At 70.1% G+C, this 22,965-nt stretch carries 42 protein-coding genes; 3 read left to right on the top strand and 39 right to left on the bottom strand.

Annotation, left to right across the window (positions count from 1 at the left end; all coding sequences use genetic code 11):
• Positions 1–194: 194 nt before the first annotated feature.
• Positions 195–1,187 (top strand): RNA polymerase sigma factor SigB, encoded by a 993-nt coding sequence (sigB, locus tag ACN269_RS27885; protein WP_421475219.1) that lies wholly within the window; start codon positions 195–197, stop codon positions 1,185–1,187.
• An 81-nt stretch (positions 1,188–1,268) separates the two neighbouring features.
• On the opposite strand, the gene ACN269_RS27880 is transcribed toward sigB, so the two are convergent.
• The 5 genes from ACN269_RS27880 to ACN269_RS27860 all read right to left on the bottom strand — a co-directional run bounded on the left by ACN269_RS27880 (position 1,269) and on the right by ACN269_RS27860 (position 6,778).
• Positions 1,269–3,824: a GNAT family N-acetyltransferase gene (locus ACN269_RS27880; RefSeq protein ID WP_421475218.1), complete on the bottom strand. Its 2,556-nt coding sequence runs from the start codon at positions 3,822–3,824 to the stop codon at positions 1,269–1,271.
• Between the two features lie 16 nt (positions 3,825–3,840).
• Positions 3,841–5,022, bottom strand: coding sequence for an acetoin utilization protein AcuC (locus ACN269_RS27875; RefSeq protein ID WP_421475217.1), 1,182 nt, complete (start codon positions 5,020–5,022; stop codon positions 3,841–3,843).
• Positions 5,023–5,070: 48 nt separating this feature from the next.
• Positions 5,071–5,931, bottom strand: a complete 861-nt coding sequence (locus ACN269_RS27870; protein WP_421475216.1) for a sulfurtransferase — start codon at positions 5,929–5,931, stop codon at positions 5,071–5,073.
• A gap of 323 nt (positions 5,932–6,254) precedes the next feature.
• Complete coding sequence (locus ACN269_RS27865) at positions 6,255–6,503, bottom strand: flavin reductase (protein ID WP_421475215.1); 249 nt, start codon at positions 6,501–6,503, stop codon at positions 6,255–6,257.
• Positions 6,503–6,778: a hypothetical protein gene (locus ACN269_RS27860; protein WP_421475214.1), complete on the bottom strand. Its 276-nt coding sequence runs from the start codon at positions 6,776–6,778 to the stop codon at positions 6,503–6,505. The genes ACN269_RS27865 and ACN269_RS27860 overlap by 1 nt, the downstream gene beginning before the upstream one ends.
• A gap of 475 nt (positions 6,779–7,253) precedes the next feature.
• Here ACN269_RS27860 and ACN269_RS27855 point away from each other — a divergent pair, with 475 nt between their 5' ends.
• Together ACN269_RS27855 and ACN269_RS27850 are read left to right on the top strand one after the other, a co-directional pair.
• Positions 7,254–8,048, top strand: a complete 795-nt coding sequence (locus ACN269_RS27855; RefSeq protein ID WP_421475213.1) for a helix-turn-helix domain-containing protein — start codon at positions 7,254–7,256, stop codon at positions 8,046–8,048.
• A complete protein-coding gene (locus tag ACN269_RS27850; protein WP_421475212.1) occupies positions 8,035–8,223 on the top strand; it encodes a DUF397 domain-containing protein in 189 nt (62 codons plus the stop codon). Before ACN269_RS27855 ends, ACN269_RS27850 begins: the two co-directional genes overlap by 14 nt.
• Positions 8,224–8,286: 63 nt before the next feature.
• Here ACN269_RS27850 and ACN269_RS27845 read toward each other — a convergent pair whose 3' ends face one another.
• The 34 genes from ACN269_RS27845 to ACN269_RS27680 all read right to left on the bottom strand — a co-directional run bounded on the left by ACN269_RS27845 (position 8,287) and on the right by ACN269_RS27680 (position 22,955).
• Positions 8,287–8,526, bottom strand: coding sequence for a hypothetical protein (locus ACN269_RS27845; protein ID WP_421475211.1), 240 nt, complete (start codon positions 8,524–8,526; stop codon positions 8,287–8,289).
• 39 nt (positions 8,527–8,565) lie between these two features.
• A complete protein-coding gene (locus tag ACN269_RS27840; RefSeq protein ID WP_421475210.1) occupies positions 8,566–8,766 on the bottom strand; it encodes a hypothetical protein in 201 nt (66 codons plus the stop codon).
• Positions 8,763–9,119 (bottom strand): dATP/dGTP diphosphohydrolase domain-containing protein, encoded by a 357-nt coding sequence (locus ACN269_RS27835; protein ID WP_421475209.1) that lies wholly within the window; start codon positions 9,117–9,119, stop codon positions 8,763–8,765. The genes ACN269_RS27840 and ACN269_RS27835 overlap by 4 nt, the downstream gene beginning before the upstream one ends.
• On the bottom strand, positions 9,116–9,334 hold the full coding sequence (locus ACN269_RS27830) for a hypothetical protein (protein ID WP_421475208.1): 219 nt from the start codon (positions 9,332–9,334) through the stop codon (positions 9,116–9,118). Before ACN269_RS27830 ends, ACN269_RS27835 begins: the two co-directional genes overlap by 4 nt.
• A complete protein-coding gene (locus ACN269_RS27825) occupies positions 9,334–9,528 on the bottom strand; it encodes a hypothetical protein (RefSeq protein ID WP_421475207.1) in 195 nt (64 codons plus the stop codon). Before ACN269_RS27825 ends, ACN269_RS27830 begins: the two co-directional genes overlap by 1 nt.
• Positions 9,525–9,830 (bottom strand): hypothetical protein, encoded by a 306-nt coding sequence (locus ACN269_RS27820; RefSeq protein WP_421475206.1) that lies wholly within the window; start codon positions 9,828–9,830, stop codon positions 9,525–9,527. Before ACN269_RS27820 ends, ACN269_RS27825 begins: the two co-directional genes overlap by 4 nt.
• Complete coding sequence (locus ACN269_RS27815; RefSeq protein ID WP_421475205.1) at positions 9,827–10,216, bottom strand: hypothetical protein; 390 nt, start codon at positions 10,214–10,216, stop codon at positions 9,827–9,829. The genes ACN269_RS27820 and ACN269_RS27815 overlap by 4 nt, the downstream gene beginning before the upstream one ends.
• An 18-nt stretch (positions 10,217–10,234) precedes the next feature.
• Positions 10,235–10,771, bottom strand: coding sequence for a WhiB family transcriptional regulator (locus ACN269_RS27810; protein ID WP_421475204.1), 537 nt, complete (start codon positions 10,769–10,771; stop codon positions 10,235–10,237).
• A 59-nt stretch (positions 10,772–10,830) separates the two neighbouring features.
• A complete protein-coding gene (locus tag ACN269_RS27805; RefSeq protein ID WP_421475203.1) occupies positions 10,831–11,565 on the bottom strand; it encodes a DUF2786 domain-containing protein in 735 nt (244 codons plus the stop codon).
• A 29-nt stretch (positions 11,566–11,594) separates the two neighbouring features.
• The gene (locus tag ACN269_RS27800; protein WP_421475202.1) at positions 11,595–11,981 is read right to left on the bottom strand and encodes a hypothetical protein; all 387 of its coding nucleotides are present in this window, start codon (positions 11,979–11,981) and stop codon (positions 11,595–11,597) included.
• 90 nt (positions 11,982–12,071) lie between these two features.
• Entirely contained in the window at positions 12,072–12,392 is a 321-nt protein-coding gene (locus ACN269_RS27795; protein WP_421475201.1) for a hypothetical protein, read from the bottom strand.
• 25 nt (positions 12,393–12,417) lie between these two features.
• The gene (locus tag ACN269_RS27790; protein ID WP_421475200.1) at positions 12,418–12,882 is read right to left on the bottom strand and encodes a hypothetical protein; all 465 of its coding nucleotides are present in this window, start codon (positions 12,880–12,882) and stop codon (positions 12,418–12,420) included.
• Positions 12,879–13,100: a hypothetical protein gene (locus ACN269_RS27785; protein ID WP_421475199.1), complete on the bottom strand. Its 222-nt coding sequence runs from the start codon at positions 13,098–13,100 to the stop codon at positions 12,879–12,881. Before ACN269_RS27785 ends, ACN269_RS27790 begins: the two co-directional genes overlap by 4 nt.
• The gene (locus ACN269_RS27780) at positions 13,097–14,368 is read right to left on the bottom strand and encodes an RNA ligase family protein (protein WP_421475198.1); all 1,272 of its coding nucleotides are present in this window, start codon (positions 14,366–14,368) and stop codon (positions 13,097–13,099) included. Before ACN269_RS27780 ends, ACN269_RS27785 begins: the two co-directional genes overlap by 4 nt.
• A gap of 10 nt (positions 14,369–14,378) precedes the next feature.
• The gene (locus tag ACN269_RS27775) at positions 14,379–14,942 is read right to left on the bottom strand and encodes a hypothetical protein (protein ID WP_421475197.1); all 564 of its coding nucleotides are present in this window, start codon (positions 14,940–14,942) and stop codon (positions 14,379–14,381) included.
• 2 nt (positions 14,943–14,944) lie between these two features.
• The gene (locus ACN269_RS27770; protein ID WP_421475196.1) at positions 14,945–15,169 is read right to left on the bottom strand and encodes a hypothetical protein; all 225 of its coding nucleotides are present in this window, start codon (positions 15,167–15,169) and stop codon (positions 14,945–14,947) included.
• Positions 15,166–15,375, bottom strand: coding sequence for a hypothetical protein (locus tag ACN269_RS27765; protein ID WP_421475195.1), 210 nt, complete (start codon positions 15,373–15,375; stop codon positions 15,166–15,168). The genes ACN269_RS27770 and ACN269_RS27765 overlap by 4 nt, the downstream gene beginning before the upstream one ends.
• On the bottom strand, positions 15,372–15,686 hold the full coding sequence (locus tag ACN269_RS27760) for a hypothetical protein (RefSeq protein ID WP_421475194.1): 315 nt from the start codon (positions 15,684–15,686) through the stop codon (positions 15,372–15,374). The genes ACN269_RS27765 and ACN269_RS27760 overlap by 4 nt, the downstream gene beginning before the upstream one ends.
• Positions 15,687–15,716: 30 nt before the next feature.
• Positions 15,717–16,304, bottom strand: a complete 588-nt coding sequence (locus tag ACN269_RS27755) for a DUF2637 domain-containing protein (protein ID WP_421475193.1) — start codon at positions 16,302–16,304, stop codon at positions 15,717–15,719.
• A gap of 2 nt (positions 16,305–16,306) precedes the next feature.
• Entirely contained in the window at positions 16,307–16,918 is a 612-nt protein-coding gene (locus tag ACN269_RS27750) for a hypothetical protein (RefSeq protein WP_421475192.1), read from the bottom strand.
• 49 nt (positions 16,919–16,967) lie between these two features.
• Positions 16,968–17,597 carry a hypothetical protein gene (locus tag ACN269_RS27745; protein ID WP_421475191.1) on the bottom strand — a complete coding sequence of 210 codons (630 nt, stop codon included), beginning with the start codon at positions 17,595–17,597 and terminating at the stop codon, positions 16,968–16,970.
• Positions 17,598–17,682: 85 nt separating this feature from the next.
• A complete protein-coding gene (locus ACN269_RS27740; protein ID WP_421475190.1) occupies positions 17,683–18,009 on the bottom strand; it encodes a hypothetical protein in 327 nt (108 codons plus the stop codon).
• A 12-nt stretch (positions 18,010–18,021) separates the two neighbouring features.
• Entirely contained in the window at positions 18,022–18,627 is a 606-nt protein-coding gene (locus ACN269_RS27735; RefSeq protein WP_421475189.1) for a hypothetical protein, read from the bottom strand.
• A gap of 11 nt (positions 18,628–18,638) precedes the next feature.
• Entirely contained in the window at positions 18,639–19,100 is a 462-nt protein-coding gene (locus tag ACN269_RS27730; RefSeq protein WP_421475188.1) for a hypothetical protein, read from the bottom strand.
• 47 nt (positions 19,101–19,147) lie between these two features.
• Entirely contained in the window at positions 19,148–19,642 is a 495-nt protein-coding gene (locus ACN269_RS27725) for a hypothetical protein (RefSeq protein WP_421475187.1), read from the bottom strand.
• 43 nt (positions 19,643–19,685) lie between these two features.
• A complete protein-coding gene (locus tag ACN269_RS27720; RefSeq protein ID WP_421475186.1) occupies positions 19,686–19,931 on the bottom strand; it encodes a hypothetical protein in 246 nt (81 codons plus the stop codon).
• Between the two features lie 13 nt (positions 19,932–19,944).
• Positions 19,945–20,217 carry a hypothetical protein gene (locus ACN269_RS27715; protein WP_421475185.1) on the bottom strand — a complete coding sequence of 91 codons (273 nt, stop codon included), beginning with the start codon at positions 20,215–20,217 and terminating at the stop codon, positions 19,945–19,947.
• The gene (locus ACN269_RS27710) at positions 20,214–21,059 is read right to left on the bottom strand and encodes a Ku protein (protein ID WP_421475184.1); all 846 of its coding nucleotides are present in this window, start codon (positions 21,057–21,059) and stop codon (positions 20,214–20,216) included. Before ACN269_RS27710 ends, ACN269_RS27715 begins: the two co-directional genes overlap by 4 nt.
• Positions 21,056–21,436 carry a hypothetical protein gene (locus ACN269_RS27705; protein WP_421475183.1) on the bottom strand — a complete coding sequence of 127 codons (381 nt, stop codon included), beginning with the start codon at positions 21,434–21,436 and terminating at the stop codon, positions 21,056–21,058. Before ACN269_RS27705 ends, ACN269_RS27710 begins: the two co-directional genes overlap by 4 nt.
• Positions 21,436–21,615: a hypothetical protein gene (locus ACN269_RS27700; protein WP_421475182.1), complete on the bottom strand. Its 180-nt coding sequence runs from the start codon at positions 21,613–21,615 to the stop codon at positions 21,436–21,438. The genes ACN269_RS27705 and ACN269_RS27700 overlap by 1 nt, the downstream gene beginning before the upstream one ends.
• A complete protein-coding gene (locus tag ACN269_RS27695; RefSeq protein WP_421475181.1) occupies positions 21,600–22,025 on the bottom strand; it encodes a hypothetical protein in 426 nt (141 codons plus the stop codon). The genes ACN269_RS27700 and ACN269_RS27695 overlap by 16 nt, the downstream gene beginning before the upstream one ends.
• Positions 22,022–22,456, bottom strand: coding sequence for a hypothetical protein (locus ACN269_RS27690; protein WP_421475180.1), 435 nt, complete (start codon positions 22,454–22,456; stop codon positions 22,022–22,024). Before ACN269_RS27690 ends, ACN269_RS27695 begins: the two co-directional genes overlap by 4 nt.
• Before the next feature lie 14 nt (positions 22,457–22,470).
• Entirely contained in the window at positions 22,471–22,680 is a 210-nt protein-coding gene (locus ACN269_RS27685; RefSeq protein WP_421475179.1) for a hypothetical protein, read from the bottom strand.
• The gene (locus tag ACN269_RS27680; RefSeq protein WP_421475178.1) at positions 22,677–22,955 is read right to left on the bottom strand and encodes a hypothetical protein; all 279 of its coding nucleotides are present in this window, start codon (positions 22,953–22,955) and stop codon (positions 22,677–22,679) included. Before ACN269_RS27680 ends, ACN269_RS27685 begins: the two co-directional genes overlap by 4 nt.
• Positions 22,956–22,965 lie beyond the last annotated feature (10 nt).

Here is a 22,965-nt window from a genome sequence, read left to right as displayed (position 1 = left end):
GGAGGGCCACCGCCGGAACTTGTTCGGGTGGTCGCAAGTGGTCTGGTGACAGATTTCGGTGGCAATCCTGCGGGATTGCTGTCGGGTCCGCGATCAGCTCACTCCCGTTTCACGTCCCGCCCGCCAAGCTGTGTCTCACACCGGCACCACTGGGCCGGAGACACGGCACAGACGTGGGATACGGGGAGACAGAGATGACGGAACACCGGACGCGCCCAGCCACCAGCACCGAGACCGACGCCCTCACCGACCTGGACGCCACCGACGAGCGCGGCATCTCCACCGACCTGGTCCGGGCGTACCTCAACGGCATCGGTCGGACGAAGTTGCTGACGGCCGCGCAGGAGGTCGAGCTGGCCCGGCGGGTCGAGGCCGGGCTGTTCGCCGAGGAGAAGCTCGCCACCTGCACTCCGGTCTCGGAGGAGCTGCGGACCGACCTGGAGCTGATCGTGGTCGAGGGTCGCGCCGCCAAGGACCACCTGCTGGAGGCGAACCTGCGGCTGGTGGTCAGCATCGCCAAGCGGTACACCGGACGCGGCATGGCCTTCCTCGACCTGATCCAGGAGGGCAACCTCGGTCTCATCCGGGCGGTGGAGAAGTTCGACTACGCCAAGGGCTACAAGTTCTCCACGTACGCCACCTGGTGGATCCGGCAGGCGATCACCCGCGCCATGGCCGACCAGGCCCGCACCATCCGGATCCCGGTGCACATGGTCGAGCAGGTCAACCGGATGGTCCGGTCCCGCCGCGAGCTGGCGGTGACGCTGGGCCGCGAGCCCACCGTGGCGGAGGTCGCCCGAGCCCTGGAGATCCCCGAGTTCCAGGTCATCGAACTCATCTCGTACGACCGGGAGCCGGTCAGCCTGGACCAGGCCGTCGGCGACGACGGGGAGAGCGCGCTCGGTGACTTCGTGGCCGCGGTGGACCCGCGTACCGACCCGGGCGAGGGGGCCGCGCACGGCGAGCTGCGCAACGAGGTGAGCATCGTGCTGGCCACGCTGTCGCAGCGGGAGCAGGCGGTCATTCGCCTCCGGTTCGGGCTGGACGACGGCCGGCAGCGCACCCTGGACGAGGTCGGCCGCGAGTTCGGCCTGTCCCGCGAGCGCATTCGGCAGATCGAGAAGGTGACGCTGCTCAAGCTGCGCGCGCCGGAGCGGGCGCAGCGCCTGGAGGCGTACGCCTGCTGACGCGCCTCAGTAGGACGGAAGGCCCTGGCGGTTCGCCGGGGCCTTCCCCGCTGTCGAGGAAACGATCCCCCGAGGGCGCCCTCAGAGGCGGCGGGGGCCGGTGTCCGGACGGGCGGCCACGCCGCCGACGCGTACCTGGGCGTGCAGGACCGAGATGCCGTCCGGGCGGGCGAGCACCGGGTTGAGGGTGACCGCCCGCACCCGGGGCTGTTCGTCGGCGAGCTGACCGACCCGCAGCAGCAGGTCGGCCAGGGCCGCGCGGTCCACCGGCGCGGCGCCCCGGTGCCCCCGCAACAGCGGTGCGGCGCGCGGCTCGTCCACCAGTTCGGCGGCGTCGGTGTCGGTGAGCGGCACCGCCCGCCAGGCCCGGTCCCCGAGCAGGTCGGTGGCGACTCCGCCGAGACCGAAGCCGACCACCGGCCCGAACGCCGGATCCTCTACCAGCTCCACCACGCAGGCCACGCCGGGCGGGACCATCGGCTGCACCAGCACGTCCGCGCCGAAGCCGGCGGCCAGCTCGGTGTACGCGTGGCGCACGGCCGCCTCGTCGCGCAGGTCGAGACGAACCGCGCCCAGGTCGAGCCGGTGCCGCAGCCCCGGATCGGCGGCCTTGAGGGCCACCGGGAAACCCACCCGCGCCGCCGCCTCGGCCGCCGCGTCGACCGTGTCCACGAGCGTCGACGGCACGGTCTCGATGCCGTACGCGGCCAGCAGCGCCCCCGCGTCGACAGGGTCGGCGCGCAGCGCGTGCTGCGCGGCGTCCCGGTCGATGCGGGGCAGCTGGGGCGTCACGCCGGGTGGGCGGTCCAGCCACCGCGCGTACCGGTGCACCCGGGCGAGGGCGCGGACGGCCTCCTCCACCCCGCCGTACGCGGGCACCCCGGCCGGCAGCCGGCCGACCAGGAACGTCGCCACGGTCGGCTTGCCCAGGGCCAGGGCCGCCGGAAGGGCCGCGGTGACGTCCGCGTCCACATCGGTGCGTTGACCGGGCAGCGGTGGGGCGAAGACCACCACGAGGGCATCCACCCGGTCGTCGCCGGCCGTCTCGGCGAGGGCGGTGGCGAACTCGGCGGCGCCGGCGCTCGGCCCGACGTCACGCGGGTAGCCGTCGGCCACCGTCAGGCCCTGTCCGACGCAGGCCGTGGCCGCCAACCCGGTCAGCGCCGACGAGTTGCCGACCACGCCGACCCGACCGCCGGTGGGCAGCGGCTGGTTGGCCAGCAGGACCCCCACGTCGAGCAGCTCCGCCACGGTGTCCACCCGGATCACCCCGGACTGGGCGAAGAGCGCGGCCACCGCCACCTCGTCCGGGCCGGCGGCCGCACCGACCCCGGGTGGGCGGGCCGGCGAGGCGAGCGCCACCACCGGTTTGCCGCGGCCGATCCGCCGGGCCAGCCGGGCGAACTTGCGCGGGTTACCGAACGTCTCCAGGTACAGCATGATCACGTCGGTGCCCGGGTCGTCCTGCCAGTACTGCAACAGGTCGTTGCCGGAGACGTCGGCCCGGTTGCCGGCCGAGACGAAGCTGGACAGGCCCAGACCGCGCCGGTCCGCCTCAGCGAGCAGCGCCACCCCGAACGCGCCGGACTGGCTGAAGATGCCGACCCGGCCGGCCGGCGGCAGCGCCGGTGCGAGCGTGGCGTTGAGGCGTACCGTCGGATCGGTGTTGGCCACGCCCAGACAGTTCGGGCCGACCACGCGCATGCCCGCGGCGTGGGCCGCGCGGACCAGCGACCGCTGGATGGCCGCGCCCTCACCGCCGGCCTCGGCGAAGCCGGCCGAGATCACGACGAGGCCGTGCACCCCGGCGGCGGCCGCGTCGGCGACCACCGCGGTCGCCGCCTCCGGCGGGACCGCCACCACCGCCAGGTCCACCGGCAGCTGGGCGTCGACAGCACTCGGGTACGCGGGCAGCCCGGCCACCGTGGACGCGCTCGGATGCACCGGCACCACCGCACCGGTGAAACCGCCGTCGCGCAGGTGCCCGAGCACCGCCGCGCCGACGCCCTGCCCGGTGGCGCTCGCGCCGTAGACGGCGATGCCCCGTGGGGCGAGCAGCCGGGCGATCGACCGTGCCTCGGTGCGGTGCTCCCGGCCGCGCTGCACCTCCAGGGTGGCCTCGGTCGGGGCGATCGGGAAGCTCAGGTGCACCACGCCGTCGGCGTACGCGCGCTGGACCTGGTAGCCGAAGTCGGCGAAGACCCGCAGCATCGTCCCGTTGGCCGGCAGCACCTCGGCGACGAAGCTCATGATGCCGTTGCGCCGGGCGGCGTCGGCCAGGTGCTCCATCAACACCGAGCCGATACCCCGCCCCTGGAAGGCGTCCTCCACCACGAAGGCCACCTCCGCCTCCGGAGCCTGCGGGCCCAGGCGCTCGTACCGGCCGACCGCGACGATCCGGTCGGCGGCCAGCACCACGAACGCCTCCCGGTCGTGGTGGTCGACCGTGACGAAACGGATCAGGTCGCGTTCCGGGATGCGCGGGTACGGCGAGAAGTACCGCAGGTAGCGGGTGCGCTCGGAGAACCGGCTGTGCATCGCCACGATGCCCGGCGCGTCGGTCGGGTCGATCTGCCGCAACTGGACGGTGCTGCCATCGCTGAGCAGCACGTCGACGGTCTGGTCCACGCTCGTCACCGCAGGACGGCCCGGTTCAGTCCCGCGGGTCGTACGGGTCGAGGCCGAGCAGCGGGAAGACGGTCTTGCGGGTCGCCGCGATGGCCCGGTCCACCGCGTTCGGCTCACCCGTCGGCTGCCACGGCTCGTACGACGGGTCGGCGTCGTCGGTCATCCGCAGCGGGATGTCCCGGCCCGGTCGCCGGGCCGCCGCCAACTCCCGCCAGGCGAGCGGGGTGAGCGTCGCCGGGTCGATCGGGTCGCCGGTCGCCACGGCCAGCAGGTGCGTCCACGCTCGCGGCACCGCCTCGACCAGCGCGTACCCGCCACCGCCGGTGGCGACCCAGCGGCCCTCGCACAACTCGTCGGCGAGCGCCCGCAGCGCCAGGTAGGTGGCGCGCTGCCCGTCCACCGTCAGGTTCAGGTCGGCGAGCGGATCGAGCCGGTGCCCGTCCGCGCCGCACTGGGTGACGAGCACCTGCGGCCGGAACGCGCGCAGCACCGACGGCACGATCGCGTGGAACGCCCGCTGCCAGCCGGTGTCGTCGACGCCGGGCGGCAACGGCAGGTTCACCGCGCTGCCCTGCGCCCCCGGCCCGCCGGTCTCGTCGGGGAAGCCGCTGCCGGGAAAGAGCGCGAGCGGGGTCTCGTGCAGGCTGACCGTGAGCACCCGCGGGTCGTCCCAGAAGATGTCCTGCACCCCGTCGCCGTGGTGCACGTCCACGTCGACGTACGCGATCCGCTCGGCGCCCAGGTCGAGCAGCCGCGCGATGGCCACCGCCGGGTCGTTGTAGACGCAGAAACCGGACGCCCGGGCGCGCATCGCGTGGTGCAGGCCACCGGCCACGTTGACGGCCCGACGGGCGTCCCCCCGCCAGACCGCCTCGGCCGCGGCAACCGTCGCGCCGGCGATCAACGCGCTGGACTCGTGCATCCCCTCGAAGACCGGGTTGTCGGAGGTGCCCAGCCCGTACCCGGCGAACAGCGGGTCGCGCGGCGCGGCCCGCACGGCGGCCAGGTAGGCCGGGTCGTGTACGCGGGTCAGCAGGGCGTCGTCGGCGGGCTCCGGCTTGACCACGCGCACACCGGGTCGGGTCAGGACGCCCAACTCCTGGGCGAGCGCGACGGTCAGCTCCACCCGGACCGGGTCGAGCGGATGGTCACCCAGGTTGTAGGCGAGCAGCGCGGGGTCCCACACCACCACCGTGTCGTCGGACATGAGCCCATCGTCGCACGAGGACCGTCGCCGGCCCATCGCACGCGCTGGTCAGCGCTCCGGTGTCGGTCCGGTGGCGACCGGCCGGGAGGCGTCGGCGACCCAGTTGCTCCACGATCCGACGTACAGCGCCGCGTCCGGCCGGCCGGCCAGGTGCAGCGCGAGAACCGCCTGCGCGGCGGTCACGCCGGAGCCGCAGTACGCCCCGACCTGCCGCGCCCCGTTCACGCCGACGGCGGCGAACCGGTCCCGCAGCACCTCGGCGGCCGGGAAGCGCCCGTCGGCGCCCACGTACTCGCCGCCGGGCAGGTTCGCCGCGCCGGGCACGTGACCGGCGACCGGGTCGATCGGTTCGACCTCGCCCCGGAAGCGCGGTGCCGCGCGTACGTCGAGCAGCACGGCGTCGTCGGCGGCGGCCAGGGCGGCGGCGTGCCCGGCGTCGAGCACCGGGAGAGCACCGGGGTGCACCTCGACGTCGCCGGGGCGCGGGGTGGGCGCTTCGGTGGAGACCGGCCGGCCGGCGGCGACCCAGGCCGGGAAGCCCCCGTGCAGCAGGCGCACCGACTGGTGTCCGGCCCACCGCAACGTCCACCAGGCGCGTGCGGCGGCCAGGCCGTCGCCGCCGTCGTACACCACCACGGGGTGACCGGAACGGACGCCGGCGGCCCGCAGCGCCCCCCGCAGCGCGCCCGGGTCGGGCAGCGGGTGCCGACCGCCGACGCCGGGCGGCCCGCACAGCGCGGTGTCCAGGTCGAGAAAGACCGCGCCGGGCAGGTGGCCGGCCAGGTAGTCGTCGTGGCCGGGCGGGCCGGTGAGCCGCCAGCGGACGTCGAGCAGGGTGGGCGGGTCGGCCTGGTCGAGCTCGGCGGTGAGCCGGTCGACCTCGACCAGCAACTCCTCGGTACCGGACATGGCGACCATCCAACACCATCCGGGTCACCACGACGCGATTCGGCAGCGGTCGCTCGCCGCGCGGCAGGGTAGCATCGTGCATCGGAGGGCCGCTTACCTTATGAAGTCTCACGATCTGGTCGACACGACCGAGTCAGTGATTACCTTCAGCGGGGAGAGTACCGGAGCTGTCGGAACAGGACAACTAGGTACAGGAGCCCACGATGAGCAACCTTCCGCAGAGCGTCCGCGACCACTTCCGCAACCTCGGCCGCCAGTACGGCCGGCAACTGGCCGAGCGGGAGCGGCAGAACGAGAAGCCGAATCAGGGGTCGCGCTGAACGTCAGCCCCGGGGGCGTGCCCAGGCAAGGAACCGCTCGGTCAGGTCGGGCATCTTGTCCGGGTTGAGCTGGTGGAGCTGGTCACGCGCCTCGACCATCTGCTGCGCGAGGTAGATGATCAGCCCGGTCCGATTCCCCTGGTACTCGCTGAGCAGAGACAGCTTGGCCGGCTGGCAGGGCCACTCCACGCCGCAGCCACGGCAGCGCCAGAGCGGGCGCATCGGCAGGTGAGGGCGGCCGGGGCGAGGCATCAGCGCATCCTCTTCGCGATGGCCCGAGCCTCGTCGTAGCTCAGCGGCAGCCACCAGACGAAACGCCTCACGATGGCGATCGGGTCCGGCCCGTCGAGTCGGCCGCGGAGATCCCGGATGGCGGACGGCAGGATGGACGCCATCAGCGACAGGTAGGTGTGCGCGTCTTCGCGGGGGATGATCCGCATCTCGGCGCAGGGCCACGGCTCGCCGCATCCCTGGCAACTCCACGTCGGGCTCTCCGCGACGTGACCCCGGATCTCGATGGTGATCATCAGCGGCTCCCGCTCGCCCGCATTGACTGCCCGGCGGTGACCAGTTCGGCCGCGAGATGCCACAGGATCTCGGTCGGCCCGCTGTCGGAGTAGGGCGGATAGCTGAACGGCGGGGCGGGGGTGGCCGGCTCGGGCGTCGGAGCGGGCCGCCGACGCCCACCCCTGGTCGCGCGGCGCTCCGAGCAGCACGCGCAGTGCCGGCCACGATGAGACTTCCGGTGCCACCCTCCGCGATGCCTCACGTCTACCCCACCCCGCCAGTCTGGGAGGGGGCCGCTCCACCACGGGGGAAGCGGAGCGACCCCTGCGACCCAACCCCGTCCCACACTGGATGGGAGCCGGATCGCATGGGTGACAGTCTGGTTAGGACGGGACTACTGTCGGAAGGCGTTACGGCAGGTTGCGGCGCTACTCTGGACGCCCGGTGCGAGTCCTGGCGACGGCCTGGTGATCTTCGCGAGATCCTGGAGGACGCATGGAAAGCGAGCAGACCGCCGAACTCATTCGCGTGCAGCTCCGCAAGCTGCGAGCCCTACAGGGCATGAGTCAGGACGAATTCGGCCGACGCGCCTCCTACTCAGGCTCGACGGTCTCCGCGGTCGAGACCGGCACTCGGCCCATGGACCTGGCGTACGCCGAGCGGGCGGACAAGGTGCTCGATACCGGCGGGCTGTTCGTGTCACTGCTGGAGATGGCGCAGAGCGCCGGCCAGCCAAGCTGGTTCAGGCCGTGGCTCGACGCCGAGCGCGTCGCCATGCAGCTCAGGTACTTCAACCCGACCCTCATTCCGGGCCTGCTCCAGACGGCGAACTATGCCCGCGCGGTGCTCCGCTTCGACGACCTGCGGCCGGAGTCCGAGGTGGAGAACCAGGTGGCTTCCCGGCTGGAGCGGCAGGAGATCCTGACCCGCGAGCGCCCCCCTCAGGTCGTGGCCGTGATCGACGAGGGCGCCTTGCGACGCCAAGACGCGATCATGAGCGAACAGCTCGCCCACCTGGTGAAGATGGCCGAGCTGCCCCACATCCACATTCACGTCATCCCCCGGGACGCCGGGTTGCACGTCGGCCTGTCCGGTCCGCTCGCTCTAGCTAGGTCGTCGGATGGCAACTGGGTGGGCCACCTGGAGAACCAGCTTGCGGGTCTTGTCGTGGATGGCGAGGATGGGATGGCTACGCTTCTGGCTAGATGGGAAGGCGTGAGGGGCGTTGCCCTCCCGCAAAGCCTGTCAATCGCCCTGATGAAGGAAGTAGAGAGCCATGGACCTCAGTAACGCCCAGTGGCGCAAGTCGACCCGTAGCGGCACCAGCGGGGGTGACTGCGTCGAGGTGGCAGACAACCTGCCCGGCGTCGTGCTCGTTCGCGACACCAAGAACCGCGACGGCGGAACGCTCAACTTCACCCCGCAGACGTGGGGTGCCTTCGTCGACTTCGCCAAGAAGCACTGACCCGGAAACGCAAGAAGGCCCGGCTCCCCGAGATGGGGGGCCGGGCCTTCGTGTTTCGCGTCTCTACCGTGCAGGTCGACCGTCGCGCACCAGCAGCACGAGAGGCCGCTCGGGATAGGTCTCTTCGACGGACCCCTCGGGGCCTGGCAGGCTCGACGGGTTCATCGGCGCACCATCAGGCGCGTACGCCCACGGCCAGCCCTCGGCGATGCTGTCCCGGTCGGCCCGGACGAACAGCCGGCCCTGGGCGTCGATGACCAGGTCGTTGTCAAGCCACTCCTCGTCGGGGAACTCCTCGCTCATGCCAGCGAGAGTACCGATCCCCACCGACACCCCCTGGTGTCACTTCGCCGGTGGCGACACCACGGTCACGGTGTCGTCGATCTGGTAGACGTCGACCCGTAGCGTCCCGTCGCCCGGGGTGGTGAAGGCGATCAGTCCCCCGCCGGCCGGCGAGCTGAACTCGATGATCCGCTCCATGGGGCCGGCGTAGTTGTTGGCGACCGGGCTGGTGTTCACTTTGACGTCGTACCTGCGGCTCACTGGGCCTCCCCCATCTGGTAGTTCACGAACTCGCCGAGCATCAGGTTGAACACGACAGCGGCGGCGTGGTCCTCGTCGCGCTCGCCGCACATCCACTGGATGAGGTGGCGCATGGCGCTGGCCTTGGCGCGTGCCAGCTCCTCGCCCCCTCGGGCCTTCTCCCAGTTGCGCTCGCCGTACTTGACGGCTCCGCGCTGTAGGAGTTGGGCCAGGCGGGTCAACATCTGCTCCTCGTAGGGCAGGTCGGCCGCGAGGATCAGGTCGAACCGCGGCTTGCCCTCCTGGATGTCGCGCACCATCCCGGAGTCGTACTGGGCGCGCTCGCCGGAGTCCTTCGTGACGTACGCGCTCACAGCGTCTCCCTGTGAATGACCATGGTTTCCGACTCCCTGAACTCGATCCGCCTGCGCTCTTTGCGGATCTTCCGGCGGGCGCCCCATTCGGTGTCCGTGCCGCCGATGTACTTCGCCCGCAGGTGCTTCTCGTCAGCGCCAACGGGAACCAGGTAGACCCCGTAGGCGAAGATCCTTCCCGGCTCGCCTCGCCGGTCGACGATGATGAACTCCATCAGGCGGTGACCTCCTTGGTCAGGGCTGCCAGCAGGCCGGCGGCACACGGGGCGCAGATGTAGAGGCGGATCGGGCGGTGGCCGCCGACGACGCTCTCGCGGGTCTCTATGAGGACGAAGTGCCCTTCGCCTGGCTTGTTGGGGCACGCCAGGTTGGCGCACGCCATCGGCAGGCCGATGTGCTGAAACGTCATCGCGAATCCAGGATGCGGCCGTCTTCGGACATGCAGAGTTGGCCTCGGTGAAGGGTGGTCGGCTCGCCCCCGATGTCTCGGCAGCGCTGATCCCAGTCCTCGCGGTCCCACTGGACGAGCAGGAGCGCGCCGACGAGCGTGAGCGTCGCGAGAATGGCGGCGAGGATCAGCAGCCCGAGTTGCGTCGACTCCCTCGTGCGGGCACTGGGAGCCGGCGTGGGTCGCATGACGGTGCGGCGGCGCGGGCGGGTGTGGTGGGTCTTGAAGCTGATCGCCCGGCGGCGCTTGTGCATCTTGCTCATGCGGTCACCAGGTTCCACGCCTTCTCGGCCTGGGCCTGGTCCTCGGGGTCCAGGGCCTCGATGATCCAGGGCTTCGTGCCGTGGGTGGTCATCGCGCCCTGGGCGATGTAGCCGGGGAGCACGCCGCCCTGGTCGAAGGTGCGGACGAGCTGCTTGTAGATGACGCCGACGTTCACGATGGTGTCCGGCAGCACGCGCGTCGGGGTGGCGGCGTCGAGCGATTCCTCGGTATCGAAGATGACGGCCGAGCACAGCACCTCGGGCTTGCCGTCAGCGCCGGTCGGCATGATCGCTCGCGGCTTGAGGACGACGGCGATGGCGTCTTCGTACTCGGCGGGGCGGAAGTAGTGGGCGGCTACGGACGTCGGGCTGATGAAGTTGGTCATCGAATACTCCTTAGCAAGTTACGCTGGAATGTTGTCGTACTTGTCGCTCAGGTACCGCTGGACGCTGCGCCTGGTGGTGCCCAGCTCCTCGGCGATGCCGTCCATGTCGACCCCGTCACGGAGCAACTGGCGAGCCCGCTGCGCGAGGCGCTGGGCTCTGAGCTGGTGGATCGTGGGGATCGCGACGACGTTCGACCCCGGTTCCGCCGGGGGCCGCGTGTAGGGCAAGCCGGCCTTCTCCGCCCGCTTGCGAGCGCGGGCCTCGCGGTTGGCATCGCTCGACCGCTGGCGGTCGCGCTCCAGCCGGGCGGCTTCGGTAGCCGCGTCGGCCCTGACCTCGGGGTCGGGGTGGTGCTCGGCCAGCCAGTCGAGGCGGGCTCTCGGGGTCTCACCACCCCAGACCCCATAGAGGTGCCCCTCGGCGCGGGCCAGGTCGCGGCACTGGACCATGACCTGGCAGTCGATACAGATGTCGATCGCGTCGTTGGCGCGGCGGGCGTCGAAAAACGTCTCCGCGTCGTCCGTCGTGCATTGCTGAGCGATGGTGCTGATCATTGCGTTTCCTTGACTACTAGGTGCTGCGGTACGTGGCGGCTCGGTGTCGGGCGCTGGCGCTAGGTCCCGATCGCCGCGCCTGCCGCCGTGGAGACCCGGTCGCCTCCGAGGTCGGCTCGCTGCCCGGCCAGGCGGCCGGCACCGTAGCCGGTGCTGCTGATCTTCGCTTTGGGAAGCGTCCTCAACTTGGGGTAGACCTCGGCCGCCCTGCTGTCGACGGCCGACTTGCGGTTGGCGAGCACCAGGTCGGTCGACGGCCCTTCGTGCTCACCCTTGGCGCGCTGCTCGGCGGCGGTCAGCCGCGCCCACACCTCGTGTCCGAACCCGCGCAGCCACGCCCTGCGGTAGCTGGTCGGGCTCTCGCCCTGGAAGATGGGGCGGGCCGTGATGATGCCGTGCGACGCCTGCACCAGCAGGGACGTGAACAGCAGCTCGACGCGCTCCAGGTCGGACGGGAAGCCGAACAGGTGCACGGTGTAGCCGACCCGGCGCGGCGTGGTGCGCAGGCGAACGGTGTGCACGTTCAGCGGTTGCGCGACGAGGTGCAGTAGCGCCGACTTCTCGGTGGAGTACGGCGCCGGCACAAGAATCTGCCGGTCAGCGACCGCCTCCCTCTGGGCCTCGGGCATGGCCGCGTTGAGCAGGGCCTTCTCGATGCCGTACCGGGCGATCAGCTCGGCGGCCTTGGCGGTGAACGCCTTGGATTCGGCCGGCGTACAGGCCGGGTCTTCGGCCTGGGCCAGCAGCTTGCGGACCTTGCTAAGCATGTCGGGGCTGGTACTGTCGTTGCTCATTCGCGTTCTCCTCGTGCAGTGTTTATACCTTAGCAAGTGCGGGCGGAGCCCGGTAGCGGCAGGCCGTAGTTGGCCTGCCAGTCCTGGCAGTGCTCGACGCACCACGGCTGACCCGGCGCGGCCGGCTCGTCGCAGGTCTCCGTCCACGGCAGCCCGTAGGCCGTCTGCCAGTCGCACTTGAGCGCCTTGACCAGCGCGTGCGGGCCGAAGATCACCCACCCCTCAGCTCCGGTGTCCGCCCGGGTCGCCCAGTAGCGGATCATGTCGCGGCCAAAGATGTCGCTGCACGGCTGCTGTTCGCCGAGCACGGTCACGATGACGTCCTCGTCGTCGCCCGTCTCGGTGTTGTAGGCGGTCCGGATGTAGCGGTCGCCCGGCTTGAGCGCGGACGCTTCCCGGATCGGCAGGTCTTCCATGATGTCCCCTTCGATGTTGGCCCTGTCCGTGCGACAGGTGGCGGCGGCCGGACCCGCGAGCCCAGCCACCACCATCAACGCACGGCCATACTACTTAGCAAGTCCGGGCCGCGTGGCCGGGGTGCAGGGGATCGTCGAGATCCCCGAGGGCAGCGTCGTGAAGTCCTTGTTGCCGGACTCCCAGATGCCCCGGCTGGTGACGAACACCATGTAGCAGGCGCCGTCCTTCGTGACGTACTTGGTGACCGCCACGTTGCGGAACCCGTCCGGCATCCGGATGACCTGCGTCCCGGTACCGTCAACGATGTTGTCCGGCGTCGGCTCGGGCGCGTCGGTCTTGGTCTCGGCCTGGCAGCCGGCGAGCGCGAGCGCGGCGACGATGGCGGCGGTAGCCGCGGTGACCTTCTTCATGAGCACTCCTTGCTGGTGGGGGTGGTTAGCTGAGGATGTAGCGGGCGATGGTGACGCCGGAGCCGCCCGACATGTCGACGGGGCTGCCGTCGTCGTCGGGGTCGAGCTGGTGGTAGCGCAGCAGCAGCCCGGAGAACGCCGACTCCGACAGGTGGGCGTGCCACCCCTGCATCCACTCGGGCAGGCCGGCGCCCCGGGTGATCCCGGCGTCGCGGCTGAACTCGGTGATCGGGTAGAGGTCGCCGCAGTGACGGACGAACTCGGCGTCCATCAGCTCGTCGTACTCGTCCTCGGACAGACCGCGAGCGAACCCCTCGATCTCCTCCGGGGCCAGGTCGTAGGCGGCCCACACGCTGCCGCTCTCGGCGTTGGTGATCCACACGAAGCTCTCCCGCGTGGCGTACTCCGCGAGGGTCTGCCTGGCGGTCGGCAGGTCGCCGGCCTCGACGACCAGCGTGTCTCCGTGCATGGTCAGCGCGACGTCACTCATTTGAACCTCACCTTCACGATCTGGGCCGCCTCGAACGCCTGCACCGAGTTGCCGACGAGACGCCAGAGGGCGCGCAGCTCGTCGTCTCGGTTGTCCCCCTGGGCGGCTTCGGTGGCCGCGTTCACCAGGTCGTGGAACTCCGCGACCCGGTCCGCCGGGACCAGGTACACGCGCAGCAGTTCGCCGGACGCCGAATCTATCTTAGCAACTTGGGTCACAGGGCCGCCTCCGCTTCCATGTCCAGCTCGCCCTTGTCGAGCATCTTCGTCTCGTGCCGAAGGAACTCGGGCGACTTCCCCTTGAGCACGAGCGGCGTCATGCCCTCGACCCGCAGGCACACGCCCTCGTCGACCATCACGTTGTCCGTGGGCAACGGGTCCTCGTTGTAGAGGATCGGCCGGTCGGCGAACCGCCGGTCGAGGAACCCCTCCACATAGAAGTCGTTGATGCCCCGCCGGGTCGCCAGCTCGGGCACCGTGTCCACGCCGATCGAGGCGCAGAACTCCTTGACCGCCGGCCAGCTCAAGTCGACCGACCGCCCGTCCTCGTTGATCACGGCGACGCGGTAGACGTAGAGCTTCGCCACGCCCTCGGGGATGCGGTAGGTGTAGTCGCGCTGGATCGGCCTGTCCGAGTCCGGCACCCAGCCCACGATCTCGCCGTACACGACGTAGCCCTTGGGCAGCAGCCCCTTGAGCCGGGAGCCGACCTCGGTGTAGATGTCGCGGCCGTAGAACTCGGTCCCCCACGGGTTGTCCGGGTCCTTGGTCACGTTGCGGGAGCCGTAGACGTACGCCCACTCCCGCTCGACCACGCTGGCACCGAAGAACCGGGCCACCTTGTCGCGCCAGCGCAGCTTGCGTTCGACGAGCGTGTGCCCGGCCCGGACCGACGTGCCGTGCAGCTTCTGCGTGACGACTACGTGATCATCGCTGCCGATGGCACCGGGCGCCCGGAAGAAGCTGCCCGTGTCGAAGTGCTTCGGGAACAGCTTCTCGTCGACCCGCTCTCGTCGCGCCGGCCCGACCACCTTGGCCGAGCGCTGACCCGGCTGCCGCAGCAGGTACTTCTGGCAGATCGGCTGCCCGTTGATCTCGTCGAACGTGTCGCCCTCGCGGAGCTGGTGCGGGTCCTTCATGAAGGGCGCCAGGCTGTCGAGCGGCATGAACAGGGCGTCCGAGCGGTGGCCGCGGAACTTCAACGCCTTGACGCGGCGGTTGTCCTCCAGGTAGCCGGTCAGCGCCGGGTCGACGTTCAGGTACGCGTGCCGGTGCAGGTTGTTCGCGGCGGCGTACGCCACGCTGAGCTGCGTCTCGGCGGTGAACAGCACGCCCAGGTCGCCGACCTGCGTGTCCTTCGAGACGATCGCCTGGTAGCCCAGCAAGGGCACGCCCACCACCCTGTCGCAGTTGGCCAGGGTGTTGATGTGCCGCACCCGCACGACGACGGCGGCGTAGTTGACGTTCTTCGGTTCCTGCAACTTCACGGTCTTCCCCTCAGTTCGCGTACTCGAACGCTTCGGTCGCGGCCTCAACCGCGTGCTCGTATCCGATGTAGCCGCCGCAGGAGTCCTCGTGCTCCCACGTCTTGCGCCGGATGCCGAGGTCGTCCAGCCGCGCCCACTCGACCAGGCGCTCGACGACGTAGCTGTAGACCTCGCCGTCCTCCCACTTGCGGATGGTGTCGACGCCGCTGACGAGGTCGCTTCTCAGTACGTCCTTGTCGACGGTGCCGCCCGCGTCTTCCGGCAGCAGGTAGAACGTCCGCCGGCCGACCGTCTCGACGACACCGCCGTGCACGATCTCGACGTACCGGCGGAACACCTTGGCCACCCAGTCCTGCGGGTCGTCGCGCCACCAGCTCCGCCGCAGGAACCAGGCGTACTCGTCGAACAGCGGGCCGCCGACCTCTCGGGCCTCCCTGCGGTCCCGGCCGTAGCTGTGCGGGTCGAACTCCCGCAGCTCGTGCGGCAGGCCGTCCAGCTCGGCGCGGATGTCGCGGTGCAGCTCGTCGGGCAGCAGGCGCACCCGCAGGTCGCCCTTCTCCAGCAACGTGTCCATGCCTACAGCTCCTCGATCTCAATGTCTTCGCGGACCAGGCCGTCGAACGCCTGGTCGCTGTACTCGGACAGCTCGTCAGCGAGGCTGTTCCCGGAGTCGTCGATCGCCTGGTCGATGTCCTCCTCGACCTCCTCGACCGTGCACCCCAGCAGCGCCGCGATGTCCTCGGCGGTCAGCTCGGTCTCGTGGTCACTGATCTCGCGCCACCGAACCGTGTAGGTCTTCATGCGTTCACCAGCTCCTCGCAGGTCAGCTCGTGTTGAGCGATCGTCTTCTTGGTCTCGGCTTTGCGGGCCTTCATCCGCTCCACCTGCGCGAGCTGGTAGGCGGTCGGCCGGTTGATGGCCTTACGGACGGCGGCGGCGAGGTCGCCGTTCGCCTGGCCGATCTGGACTCGCAGGTTGCGGCAGGTCTGGCAGCTCGCGGCGGTCATCCGATGGCCCACTCGGGGTGGCCGTGCCAGCGGACGTCCGTGCAGCCGGCCCAGCCGGTGCCGAAGTCGTCGAGCGGGGCGGCGCAGTGCTCCTCGCTGCCCATGTCGCCGGTCGTCAGCAGGCGCCCGGTGTAGTACCGCTCGCCGTCGCCGTCGTAGAGGTAGAAGGTGTGGCCTTCGCCGGCCTTCACCCGCTTCAGCAGGTCGTCCGGCGCGAGGCGCGGGCCGGCGATCCCCTCGTCGGATTCCTCCTCCGGCGGGGTGATGTGGTCCTTCGTGATGACCCAGGCGTAGTCCGCCATGACATCCATCTCGATACTCCTTAGCAAGTTGGGGTGTGGTTACGCGGCGATCAGGTCGGACTCGGCCGGCTGGGTGGTGCGGCTGGCCTCGACGTCCTCGATGGGGGTCACCTTCGTGCGACCGCGCGGGCCGGTGGCACGCGAGCGTTGCGGCCTGACGGCCGAAGCGACGGTCTCCTGGCCACCCTCGACAGGCGGGGCCTTCTCGACCCGCTTGGCCTTGGCGGGCTCGCGCGCCGGCTTGCGGGCAACGGCGCGACGCGCTCGGGTCCGGGAGGCGACCGCCTCGGCACCGAGGTAGATCACGACGCACCACACATGGGCGACGCGCTGGATCACGTTCTCCCCGGCGTAGCAGTTGGCCACGATGCTCACGGAGCAGGCCGTGATCAGCACGACCCACGCCCGCCTGCGGGCCTCCGGCGCGACGCCGGCCGAGTTGATGATCAGCGAGCACATGATCACCGCCAGGTCGACGGTGATCGGGATCGCGGTGGCCGACAGAAAGTCCGCGTCGTGCCTGAGCAGCAAGTCGCGCTGCGTCCAGTAGGACACGACAGCGGCGACCACCGCGATCCCGACCAGCGCCCAACGGCTGATCTTCAGAGTCCGGTCAGCCTGTTCCATGCTCAGGCCGCCGCCAGCGCCGGCACGTCCACCGCACCCTCGTGAACGACGAACCGGCAGTCGACCCGCTTGCCGTGGTGCTTGCCCTCGCACTCGATGTCGACCAGCCTGCGCTGCGGGTCGGCCATCCTGTAGCGCAGCTCGGCCTGCGACTCGTCGATCTGCGAGGCGAACAGCTTCTCGTAGTGCACCCGCTGCGCGGCCTGCTCGACGGTGAGCGGGTGGGTCGGGAACGCCTTGGCCCATAGGCGGAAGTACAGGCCGGCGCCGGCACCGTGCATCGGCACCTTCTGGCTCACCTCGGCGCACATCACGGACATCTCCGCGTACGTCGCCGGCCGCAGGTCGGCACCCGAGACGACCCGGCCCAGCAGCTCCCGGACGTGCGAGAGGTAGACGAACTCGGTGTACATGCCCTCCCCGATGTCGCGGGGCTGGAGCAGCTTGAACGAGTGGTACAGCTCGTCGCGGTGGGCGGGGTGGCGCTGTTGCATGCTTCGGATCTCGTCCTCGGCCATGTCGATGCGCTCGAAGATGCCCGCCAGCTCGGACGCGACGGCCCCGAGCAGTCTGGCCATGCCGGCGTTGATGGTGGTGATCTCGTTGTTCGACATTCGGCTGGTTCCCTTCAGATCGATCGGTTTGTTAGCAAGTGGGGTTAGGTCAGGCGGGCACCTTGCCGAGCGCGGCCAGGACGTCGCGCATGTCCTCGATGTCGCCGTTGGTCTCGATCCGCACGTAGCCCCCGGGTCGGATCTCGACGCTGGTCATGCCGCGCCCCTGGTGGTGCCGGCGGAAGTACACGCTGTGCAGGGGGTTGGAGGGCTCGCCCGCACCGAAGCGCTGCACGCCCAGCAGCTCGGCCGCGGTCCGAGCCACGTCGTCGCGCTCGGCCCGATCCCGCAGGGCGTTGGTGGCGAGCTTGCGGGCCGTCAGCAGGATGTCCCGGTAGTCGGGCAGCAGCCGGCGGTTGATCTCCTTCGCGATGGTCACCGCACCGCGTCGCAGGGCAACGGAGATTTCCGGGGTGCGGAGCCCGTGGGTGTCCGCGCCGGAGGCGTGGATCTCCCGGGGTAGCCGGCTGTCGATGTCGACGCGCTCCGGCGCGTGGGAGTCGATGTTGATCATCAGCCACTCGCCGTCCGGCCCCTTCAGGTCGAACCACCGCGTGTGCTCGTCGTGCGTCGCCTGCCATCCCTCCCCCAGCTCGCGCGCCACGGTCGCGGCCAGCTCCGGCAGGCCCTTGCGCGCCTCTTCGGCCAGCTCGAAGTTGCTCATGAACTTGGTCGTCATCTCTGGTCCTCCAGGTGATCGTGTGGTTGACGACTAGTGCCGTCGCCCGGCGTTCGGACGGCGAGCCCGAACGCCGGAGGTCGCACTAGGCAGCGGCCTCACTTAGCAAGTGCGGGAGCGGATAGAGGGGGATGGTCATGGTCGGCATGTCGTCGCGCCACCCGGGCGCCCACCCGTCGAGCCGCGCGTCCAGGGAGTCCGACCACTCGGCCACCATCTCGTCGATGCGGACACGCATTGCCAGCACGTCGGCCGCGATCTCGCGGTGGTCGGGGTTGATGAGGTCGAGCGAGTGTTCGATGATGATCCGCTCGATCCTCGGGTCCTCGGCGATCTCCTGGGCCGGCGACCAGTCGAGCGTCGCGCCGACCGGCTCGGGTTCGCGGTCTCTCCAGAATGCCAGGCTAGCCATGGTGCTCCTTTTTTAGCAAGAGGCGGCGAACAGGACGGTGGCGGGAGTCTCCCGCAGGAAGGAGATGTACTCGTCGGGCGACTCGCGCAGCGGGTCGACGAGCTTCGCGAAGACCGTGCCCGGGGTGTAGTCGATGGCCTCCACCAGGACGGGCCACGCGATCCCGTCGACCTTCAGGATCTTGTCGCCCTCCACCAGGTCCCCGGCGGTGATCTCGTGCGACACGGCCACGTTCAGGTACTCGGGCGGGCTGTCCAGCTTCTCGGCGATCACCCGGTGCGAGTCGTGGCCGCCGCCCCCGCACACGTCGCAGGACAGCCGGGTGAACCCGCCGGAGTGGTGCCCGTACTCGTGCGAGTGGCCGAACAGCGCGTCCTCGTCGTTGGGGTCGTCGCAGTCCTCGTACACGCACATCCATCGGTGCTCGGAGTCGCAGCCGTCGCCCCCGCAGTCCACCCACATGTGGTAGTCCTGCCACTTCACGTCCAGGGCCTCGGCCGACCGGGCGTCGAGCACGTCGTTGATCTCGCCGCTGCCGCCCACCGCCCAGTAGCAGGTGCTACACACGTCGAGGATGATCCAGGTGTCGATGTTGATGTCGAGGGTCGTGATGGTCATCTGTAGGCCCTTCAGTGGTTCCGGATGCGGATGTCGTTCAGCTCGGCGTAGGTCGCGTCCGGGTTGTCCCGCAGGTAGTCCCGCATCGCCCGCAGGACGCGCAGGGTGTTGGAGCCGGCGAACAGGGCGTCCGCCTGGTCGTCGCTGATGCCCAGGCGCTTCCGGGCGAACGTGGCGACGTGCACGCCGTGGCGCGAGTCGAGCTGCCCCGTCTCGGGGTTGACGTCCCAGTACGGGATGTCCCAGGCCCCCATGAAGTAGTCGTAGATCGGCTTGGGGACCTCGGCGCCCGCGCGGATGGCGACGAACCCGGCCAGGCACATCGCGGTGCCGCACGGGTGGTCGGGCTCCTCGTGGGGGCTCACCACGGCCACCCAGTTGCTCTGGTCGTGCTCGTACCCGTGGGCTCCCGTGGCGGCGTCCTCGATGCCGGCGTCGAGCAGGTCGAAGTTGATCGTCGTGTTCGTGGTCATTGCGTTGCTCCTGAAGGGGTGAGGTGAGGCGGGGTCGGTTGCCGGGATCAGTTCGAGCAGTAGTCGCAGCAGTAGTCGCTGTCCGCGCGCAGCGTGATCAGGTCGGTGTAGTTCGCGTCCGGGTGCTCCCGCAGGTGGTCCCGCATCGCCCGCAGGTCGTCCAAGGTGTTGCTGCTCTTGAACAGGGCCTTCGACTGCCACTCCCTCAGCCCCAGGCGCCGCCGGGCGAACTCGCTGACGTGGACGGCCCCGTCCAAGTCCTCGCCATCGGTGACCGTCTGCCCGGTCTCCTCCTCGACCCACCAGCGCGGAATCCACCAGAAGTTCTCGCTCGGGTAGCGGCGCGGCTTGGGCACCGTGGCACCCGCACGCACGGCGGCGAAGCCGGCCAGGCACAGCCCGGTCTCGCACAGCTCCGCGCTGCCGGCTTGCGGGTTCATCACGGTCGCCCACTCGCCCTGGTGGTGCAGGAAGTCGCCGTCCTCGTTCGCGGCGTCCTCGATGGCGGCGTCGAGCAGGTCGAAGTTGATGGTCATGGTCATGCGGTCCTCCATGGTTGATCGTTTTCCATCTGGAAAATCCGGGTCACGGGTTGCTGGGAAGCGAGATCGTGCGGCCGGTGCCGTCGATGACGAAGCTGATGCCCCGTCCGTTGCCTCGTTCGGTGGCGCGGTAGTAGCAGGGCTCCCCGGCGACAGCCGGCGAGTCCTCGGTGGCGCAGGGCCGCATCGGCTGCGCCGGCTGTAGGCCGCGCACACCCCACCCGACGAGTCCGCCGAAGAACGCGGCGAGCAGCACCACGAGCGACGTGGCGAGCAAGGTCTTCTTCACGGTCTCCCCCTGCCTAGAAGGCGCTGTTGATCGCGTCGGCCTGCCGGTCAGCCCACACCGACACCGAGGGCCGGAACTCGTCGACCGCCTCGGCCTCGGTCATGCCCTCGCGCAGCTCCTTGGCGATCTCGGCCGGCTCCCAGCACTCGGCGATCACGTCCCAGCCGCCCTCGCTGTAGTGCTCGTCGGCGTGGTCGTAGACCGCCTTCACCAGGTCGACCATGCGATCGGACATGCCGGCGAAGTGGTCGGTGATGCTGCGCTGGTACACCTCGAACGTGCTCACGCAGACCTCCGGGTCTTCGTGGCGCCCCGGGCAGACCGGGCCGCGGTGATGGGTATCGGCTCGCTGTCGCGCCTGGCTTGCGCCGCCTGCACCGACGCCGTGAGCGCCGCGATCAGGTCGACAGCCGGCGCCTGCTCGATCGCCGCAGGCTGAACGACCTCCCGGCCCTCCACTTTGGCGTCGACGACCTCCTGCACGGCCGCCCGGTAGTCATCGGTGAAGGCGTCCGGGTCGAACTCCCCCACCATCGACTCGATCAGCGCGCCGGCCATCGCCAGCTCGGCCGGGCGGATGTCCGGGCTCTCGTTGAGGATCTGGAACTCCGGCTTCCGCACCTCGTCCGGCCACAGCATCGTGTTGAGCAGCAGCAGCCCGTCACGCACCCGCAGCGTCGCCAGGTGCTCCCGCTGACGCAGGGCCACCTTCACCACCGCGACCCGACCGGACTCCTCCAGGGCGTCGCGCAGCAGCACGTACGCCTTGCTGTTCGCCTTCTCGGCCGGCGTCAGGAAATACACCCGGTCGTAGAGGATCGGGTCGATCTGCTCGGCCGGCACGAACTCCAGCACGTCGATCACCCGAGACGTCGCCAACGGCAGGTCCGCGAAGTCCTCGTTCGTGAGCACCACGGGGGCTCCACCGTCCACGTCGTAGCCCTTGGCGATGTCGGCGTACGCCACCTCATCGCCGCAGTCCGCGCAGACCCGCTTGTACCGGATGCGACCGCCGTCAGCCTGGTGCACCTGGTGGAAGCGGATGTCCTTCTCCTCGGTGGCCGAGAAGACCTTCACCCCAACCGAGACCAGGCCGAACGAGATCGTGCCCTTCCAAATCGCCCTCACTGGGCCGCCGCCATCTCCCGCAGGTGCGCCTGGTACCACTCCTCGGCCACGTCGTACGAGTCCCCCCAGGTCGCGCCGTTGTCCTGGTGGATCTGCGCCTTCCGCAGGTACCTCTGCGCCACCCACGAGAAGCCGTGACGGGCGGCCAGGTTGTCGGCGGAATCCGTCTCGCGCGGGTCCACCTCGATGCCCGCCAGGGCGAACACCGCGCCCACCATGCAGGGGGAGGTCGCTCGCGGGTCGTCTTCCGCGAACATGTCGGGGCGCGGCGCGTAGTAGCAGGCCAGCCCGTTCGCGTCCTTCGGGGCGTAACGGAAGTCCCGCCCCTTCTCCTCGACGACCCGGCGCAGCAGCTCGCGCGTCTCCTTGATGTCCATCAGTTCTTCCCTTCGCTTACGAACTTGAGCGCTTCCTTGATCCACGCGTCCGACGCGTGGTAGCCGCACAGAACGACCGGGTCCGGCTTGCCGTGGTACACCCGCACCCGGTCTCGGGAGTGGTGCGAGACGGAGGTGAACGCGCAGGAGGCGCGCTTGGCCTTCACAGGTAGGCCCACGCGGCACTCATCTGGCTGCAAGTGCAGTCGCACGCGTCCGGGTCGTCGCCCTGCCAGTGCCAGACGTGGACCGGCCAGAGAAAGAACTCCCCGTCGTGCCAGCCGAACACGAAGCCCTCGGGTGCGACGTGGTCGTTGAGCCACGCCTCCGCCTGGTCGGCCAGGCCGCCCTGCTCGTACAGCGCCTCCCAGTCGCCGTCGCTAGCCTCCGGGGACGAGGGGCTGCCCGCGCTGACGTGCAGCCGCAGGAAGATCGCGTCGTCCTCGTCGCTCAGGCGCCAGCCGCGCTCGACGGCCAGGCTCATCAGCCGCACGGTCGCGTACTGGCCCCAGTGCCCGTCGATCCAGCAGCCGGCGTCCGACGCGAACGCAGGGGTGATGTTGGGATCTACGTTAGCAAGTGCGGTCATAGTTGAATTTCGTCCTCGTCCTCGATGTATGCCACGGCCCAACCCGTGATGTCGTGCAGGTCGCAGGGGCCACCCTCGCCGGCCGCCCGGCAGTGCTCGCAGTCCTCCACCGGCTCACTGGTGGACGCCAGCAGGCTCACGTACAAACCCGGCTGGCCCAAGATGTCCAGAGCCATCCGCCCACCGATGGACTCGCTCTCGTGCATCACGGGGCCGCGGTAGCTCCACTGCCCCGAGTAGCCGTTCATCAGCCGCCAGCCGGTCGGCTGACCCTCGATGTGCGCGAACTCGCCCAGCACGTCGTCGTTCAGCTCCGGCGCCCACACGTCGTGCGGCTCCGATACCGTGCCGTCCGGGTGCACGCGGATGACGTGACCGAAGTCCATCAGCGCGTTCAGGTTGTCCGGCTCCACCGCCGGCAGCGTCGCCACGCTCACTCCGTCACCTACTCGTCCTCGTCGTGCACGAACACCAGCTCGTCGGGCAGGTGCTTCCCCCAGGACAGCTCGGTGACCTGGATGCCGTCCTCGGTCTCCAGGGCGTACGGCTCGAAGCCCTGCATCGCGCGGATCATGTCGGCCGCCTGCTGCGCGCTCTCGGCCACGACTCGCGCTGTGAAGGTGGCGATCCCGTCGAACACGTACTCCTGCGTCACGCCGGCACCGCCGCCGGCTCGGTCGGGGTGAGCCCGGCCGGCTGCGCCGGCTGCCCTTCCCCGGCCCGCTTGCGCTCGACGAAGTCGTCCCAGGCGCTGAGGATGCTGGGCAGGCTGTAGCGCCGGCCCTCGTTGTAGTCCCGCTGCATCTTCTCCTGATCGCGGGCGAACTCCCACCCGTCGTCGAGCACCAGGGCGCCCGCGTGCGCGCCGGAGTCGATCTGCCCCCAGGCGTACCAGAGGGCGGACAGCCGCCGGTCGTGGTCAGTGGTCACTTCAGCTCCA

The sequence above is a fragment of the Micromonospora sp. WMMD736 genome, from assembly GCF_049179015.1.
Classification (GTDB): Bacteria; Actinomycetota; Actinomycetes; order Mycobacteriales; family Micromonosporaceae; genus Micromonospora.
This window is presented reverse-complemented; position numbering and strand designations above follow the sequence as displayed.

Bases quoted from the DNA above. Each gene is read 5' to 3' on its own strand.
- ACN269_RS27760 (WP_421475194.1), bottom strand. From the start codon at position 15,686: ATGGATGTCATGGCGGACTACGCCTGGGTCATCACGAAGGACCACATC.
- ACN269_RS27815 (WP_421475205.1), bottom strand. From the start codon at position 10,216: ATGACCAACTTCATCAGCCCGACGTCCGTAGCCGCCCACTACTTCCGC.
- ACN269_RS27765 (WP_421475195.1), bottom strand. From the start codon at position 15,375: ATGACCGCCGCGAGCTGCCAGACCTGCCGCAACCTGCGAGTCCAGATC.
- ACN269_RS27850 (WP_421475212.1), top strand. From the start codon at position 8,035: ATGGACCTCAGTAACGCCCAGTGGCGCAAGTCGACCCGTAGCGGCACC.
- ACN269_RS27695 (WP_421475181.1), bottom strand. From the start codon at position 22,025: ATGACCGCACTTGCTAACGTAGATCCCAACATCACCCCTGCGTTCGCG.
- ACN269_RS27730 (WP_421475188.1), bottom strand. From the start codon at position 19,100: ATGACCACGAACACGACGATCAACTTCGACCTGCTCGACGCCGGCATC.
- ACN269_RS27790 (WP_421475200.1), bottom strand. From the start codon at position 12,882: ATGAGTGACGTCGCGCTGACCATGCACGGAGACACGCTGGTCGTCGAG.
- ACN269_RS27795 (WP_421475201.1), bottom strand. From the start codon at position 12,392: ATGAAGAAGGTCACCGCGGCTACCGCCGCCATCGTCGCCGCGCTCGCG.
- ACN269_RS27830 (WP_421475208.1), bottom strand. From the start codon at position 9,334: ATGGAGTTCATCATCGTCGACCGGCGAGGCGAGCCGGGAAGGATCTTC.
- ACN269_RS27860 (WP_421475214.1), bottom strand. From the start codon at position 6,778: ATGATCACCATCGAGATCCGGGGTCACGTCGCGGAGAGCCCGACGTGG.
- ACN269_RS27725 (WP_421475187.1), bottom strand. From the start codon at position 19,642: ATGACCATGACCATCAACTTCGACCTGCTCGACGCCGCCATCGAGGAC.
- ACN269_RS27775 (WP_421475197.1), bottom strand. From the start codon at position 14,942: ATGGACACGTTGCTGGAGAAGGGCGACCTGCGGGTGCGCCTGCTGCCC.
- ACN269_RS27805 (WP_421475203.1), bottom strand. From the start codon at position 11,565: ATGAGCAACGACAGTACCAGCCCCGACATGCTTAGCAAGGTCCGCAAG.
- ACN269_RS27825 (WP_421475207.1), bottom strand. From the start codon at position 9,528: ATGACGTTTCAGCACATCGGCCTGCCGATGGCGTGCGCCAACCTGGCG.
- ACN269_RS27755 (WP_421475193.1), bottom strand. From the start codon at position 16,304: ATGGAACAGGCTGACCGGACTCTGAAGATCAGCCGTTGGGCGCTGGTC.
- ACN269_RS27820 (WP_421475206.1), bottom strand. From the start codon at position 9,830: ATGAGCAAGATGCACAAGCGCCGCCGGGCGATCAGCTTCAAGACCCAC.
- ACN269_RS27740 (WP_421475190.1), bottom strand. From the start codon at position 18,009: ATGGCTAGCCTGGCATTCTGGAGAGACCGCGAACCCGAGCCGGTCGGC.
- ACN269_RS27750 (WP_421475192.1), bottom strand. From the start codon at position 16,918: ATGTCGAACAACGAGATCACCACCATCAACGCCGGCATGGCCAGACTG.
- ACN269_RS27875 (WP_421475217.1), bottom strand. From the start codon at position 5,022: ATGTCCGACGACACGGTGGTGGTGTGGGACCCCGCGCTGCTCGCCTAC.
- sigB (WP_421475219.1), top strand. From the start codon at position 195: ATGACGGAACACCGGACGCGCCCAGCCACCAGCACCGAGACCGACGCC.
- ACN269_RS27735 (WP_421475189.1), bottom strand. From the start codon at position 18,627: ATGACCATCACGACCCTCGACATCAACATCGACACCTGGATCATCCTC.
- ACN269_RS27745 (WP_421475191.1), bottom strand. From the start codon at position 17,597: ATGACGACCAAGTTCATGAGCAACTTCGAGCTGGCCGAAGAGGCGCGC.
- ACN269_RS27870 (WP_421475216.1), bottom strand. From the start codon at position 5,931: ATGTCCGGTACCGAGGAGTTGCTGGTCGAGGTCGACCGGCTCACCGCC.
- ACN269_RS27800 (WP_421475202.1), bottom strand. From the start codon at position 11,981: ATGGAAGACCTGCCGATCCGGGAAGCGTCCGCGCTCAAGCCGGGCGAC.
- ACN269_RS27770 (WP_421475196.1), bottom strand. From the start codon at position 15,169: ATGAAGACCTACACGGTTCGGTGGCGCGAGATCAGTGACCACGAGACC.
- ACN269_RS27855 (WP_421475213.1), top strand. From the start codon at position 7,254: ATGGAAAGCGAGCAGACCGCCGAACTCATTCGCGTGCAGCTCCGCAAG.
- ACN269_RS27845 (WP_421475211.1), bottom strand. From the start codon at position 8,526: ATGAGCGAGGAGTTCCCCGACGAGGAGTGGCTTGACAACGACCTGGTC.
- ACN269_RS27865 (WP_421475215.1), bottom strand. From the start codon at position 6,503: ATGCCTCGCCCCGGCCGCCCTCACCTGCCGATGCGCCCGCTCTGGCGC.
- ACN269_RS27705 (WP_421475183.1), bottom strand. From the start codon at position 21,436: ATGGACATCAAGGAGACGCGCGAGCTGCTGCGCCGGGTCGTCGAGGAG.
- ACN269_RS27810 (WP_421475204.1), bottom strand. From the start codon at position 10,771: ATGATCAGCACCATCGCTCAGCAATGCACGACGGACGACGCGGAGACG.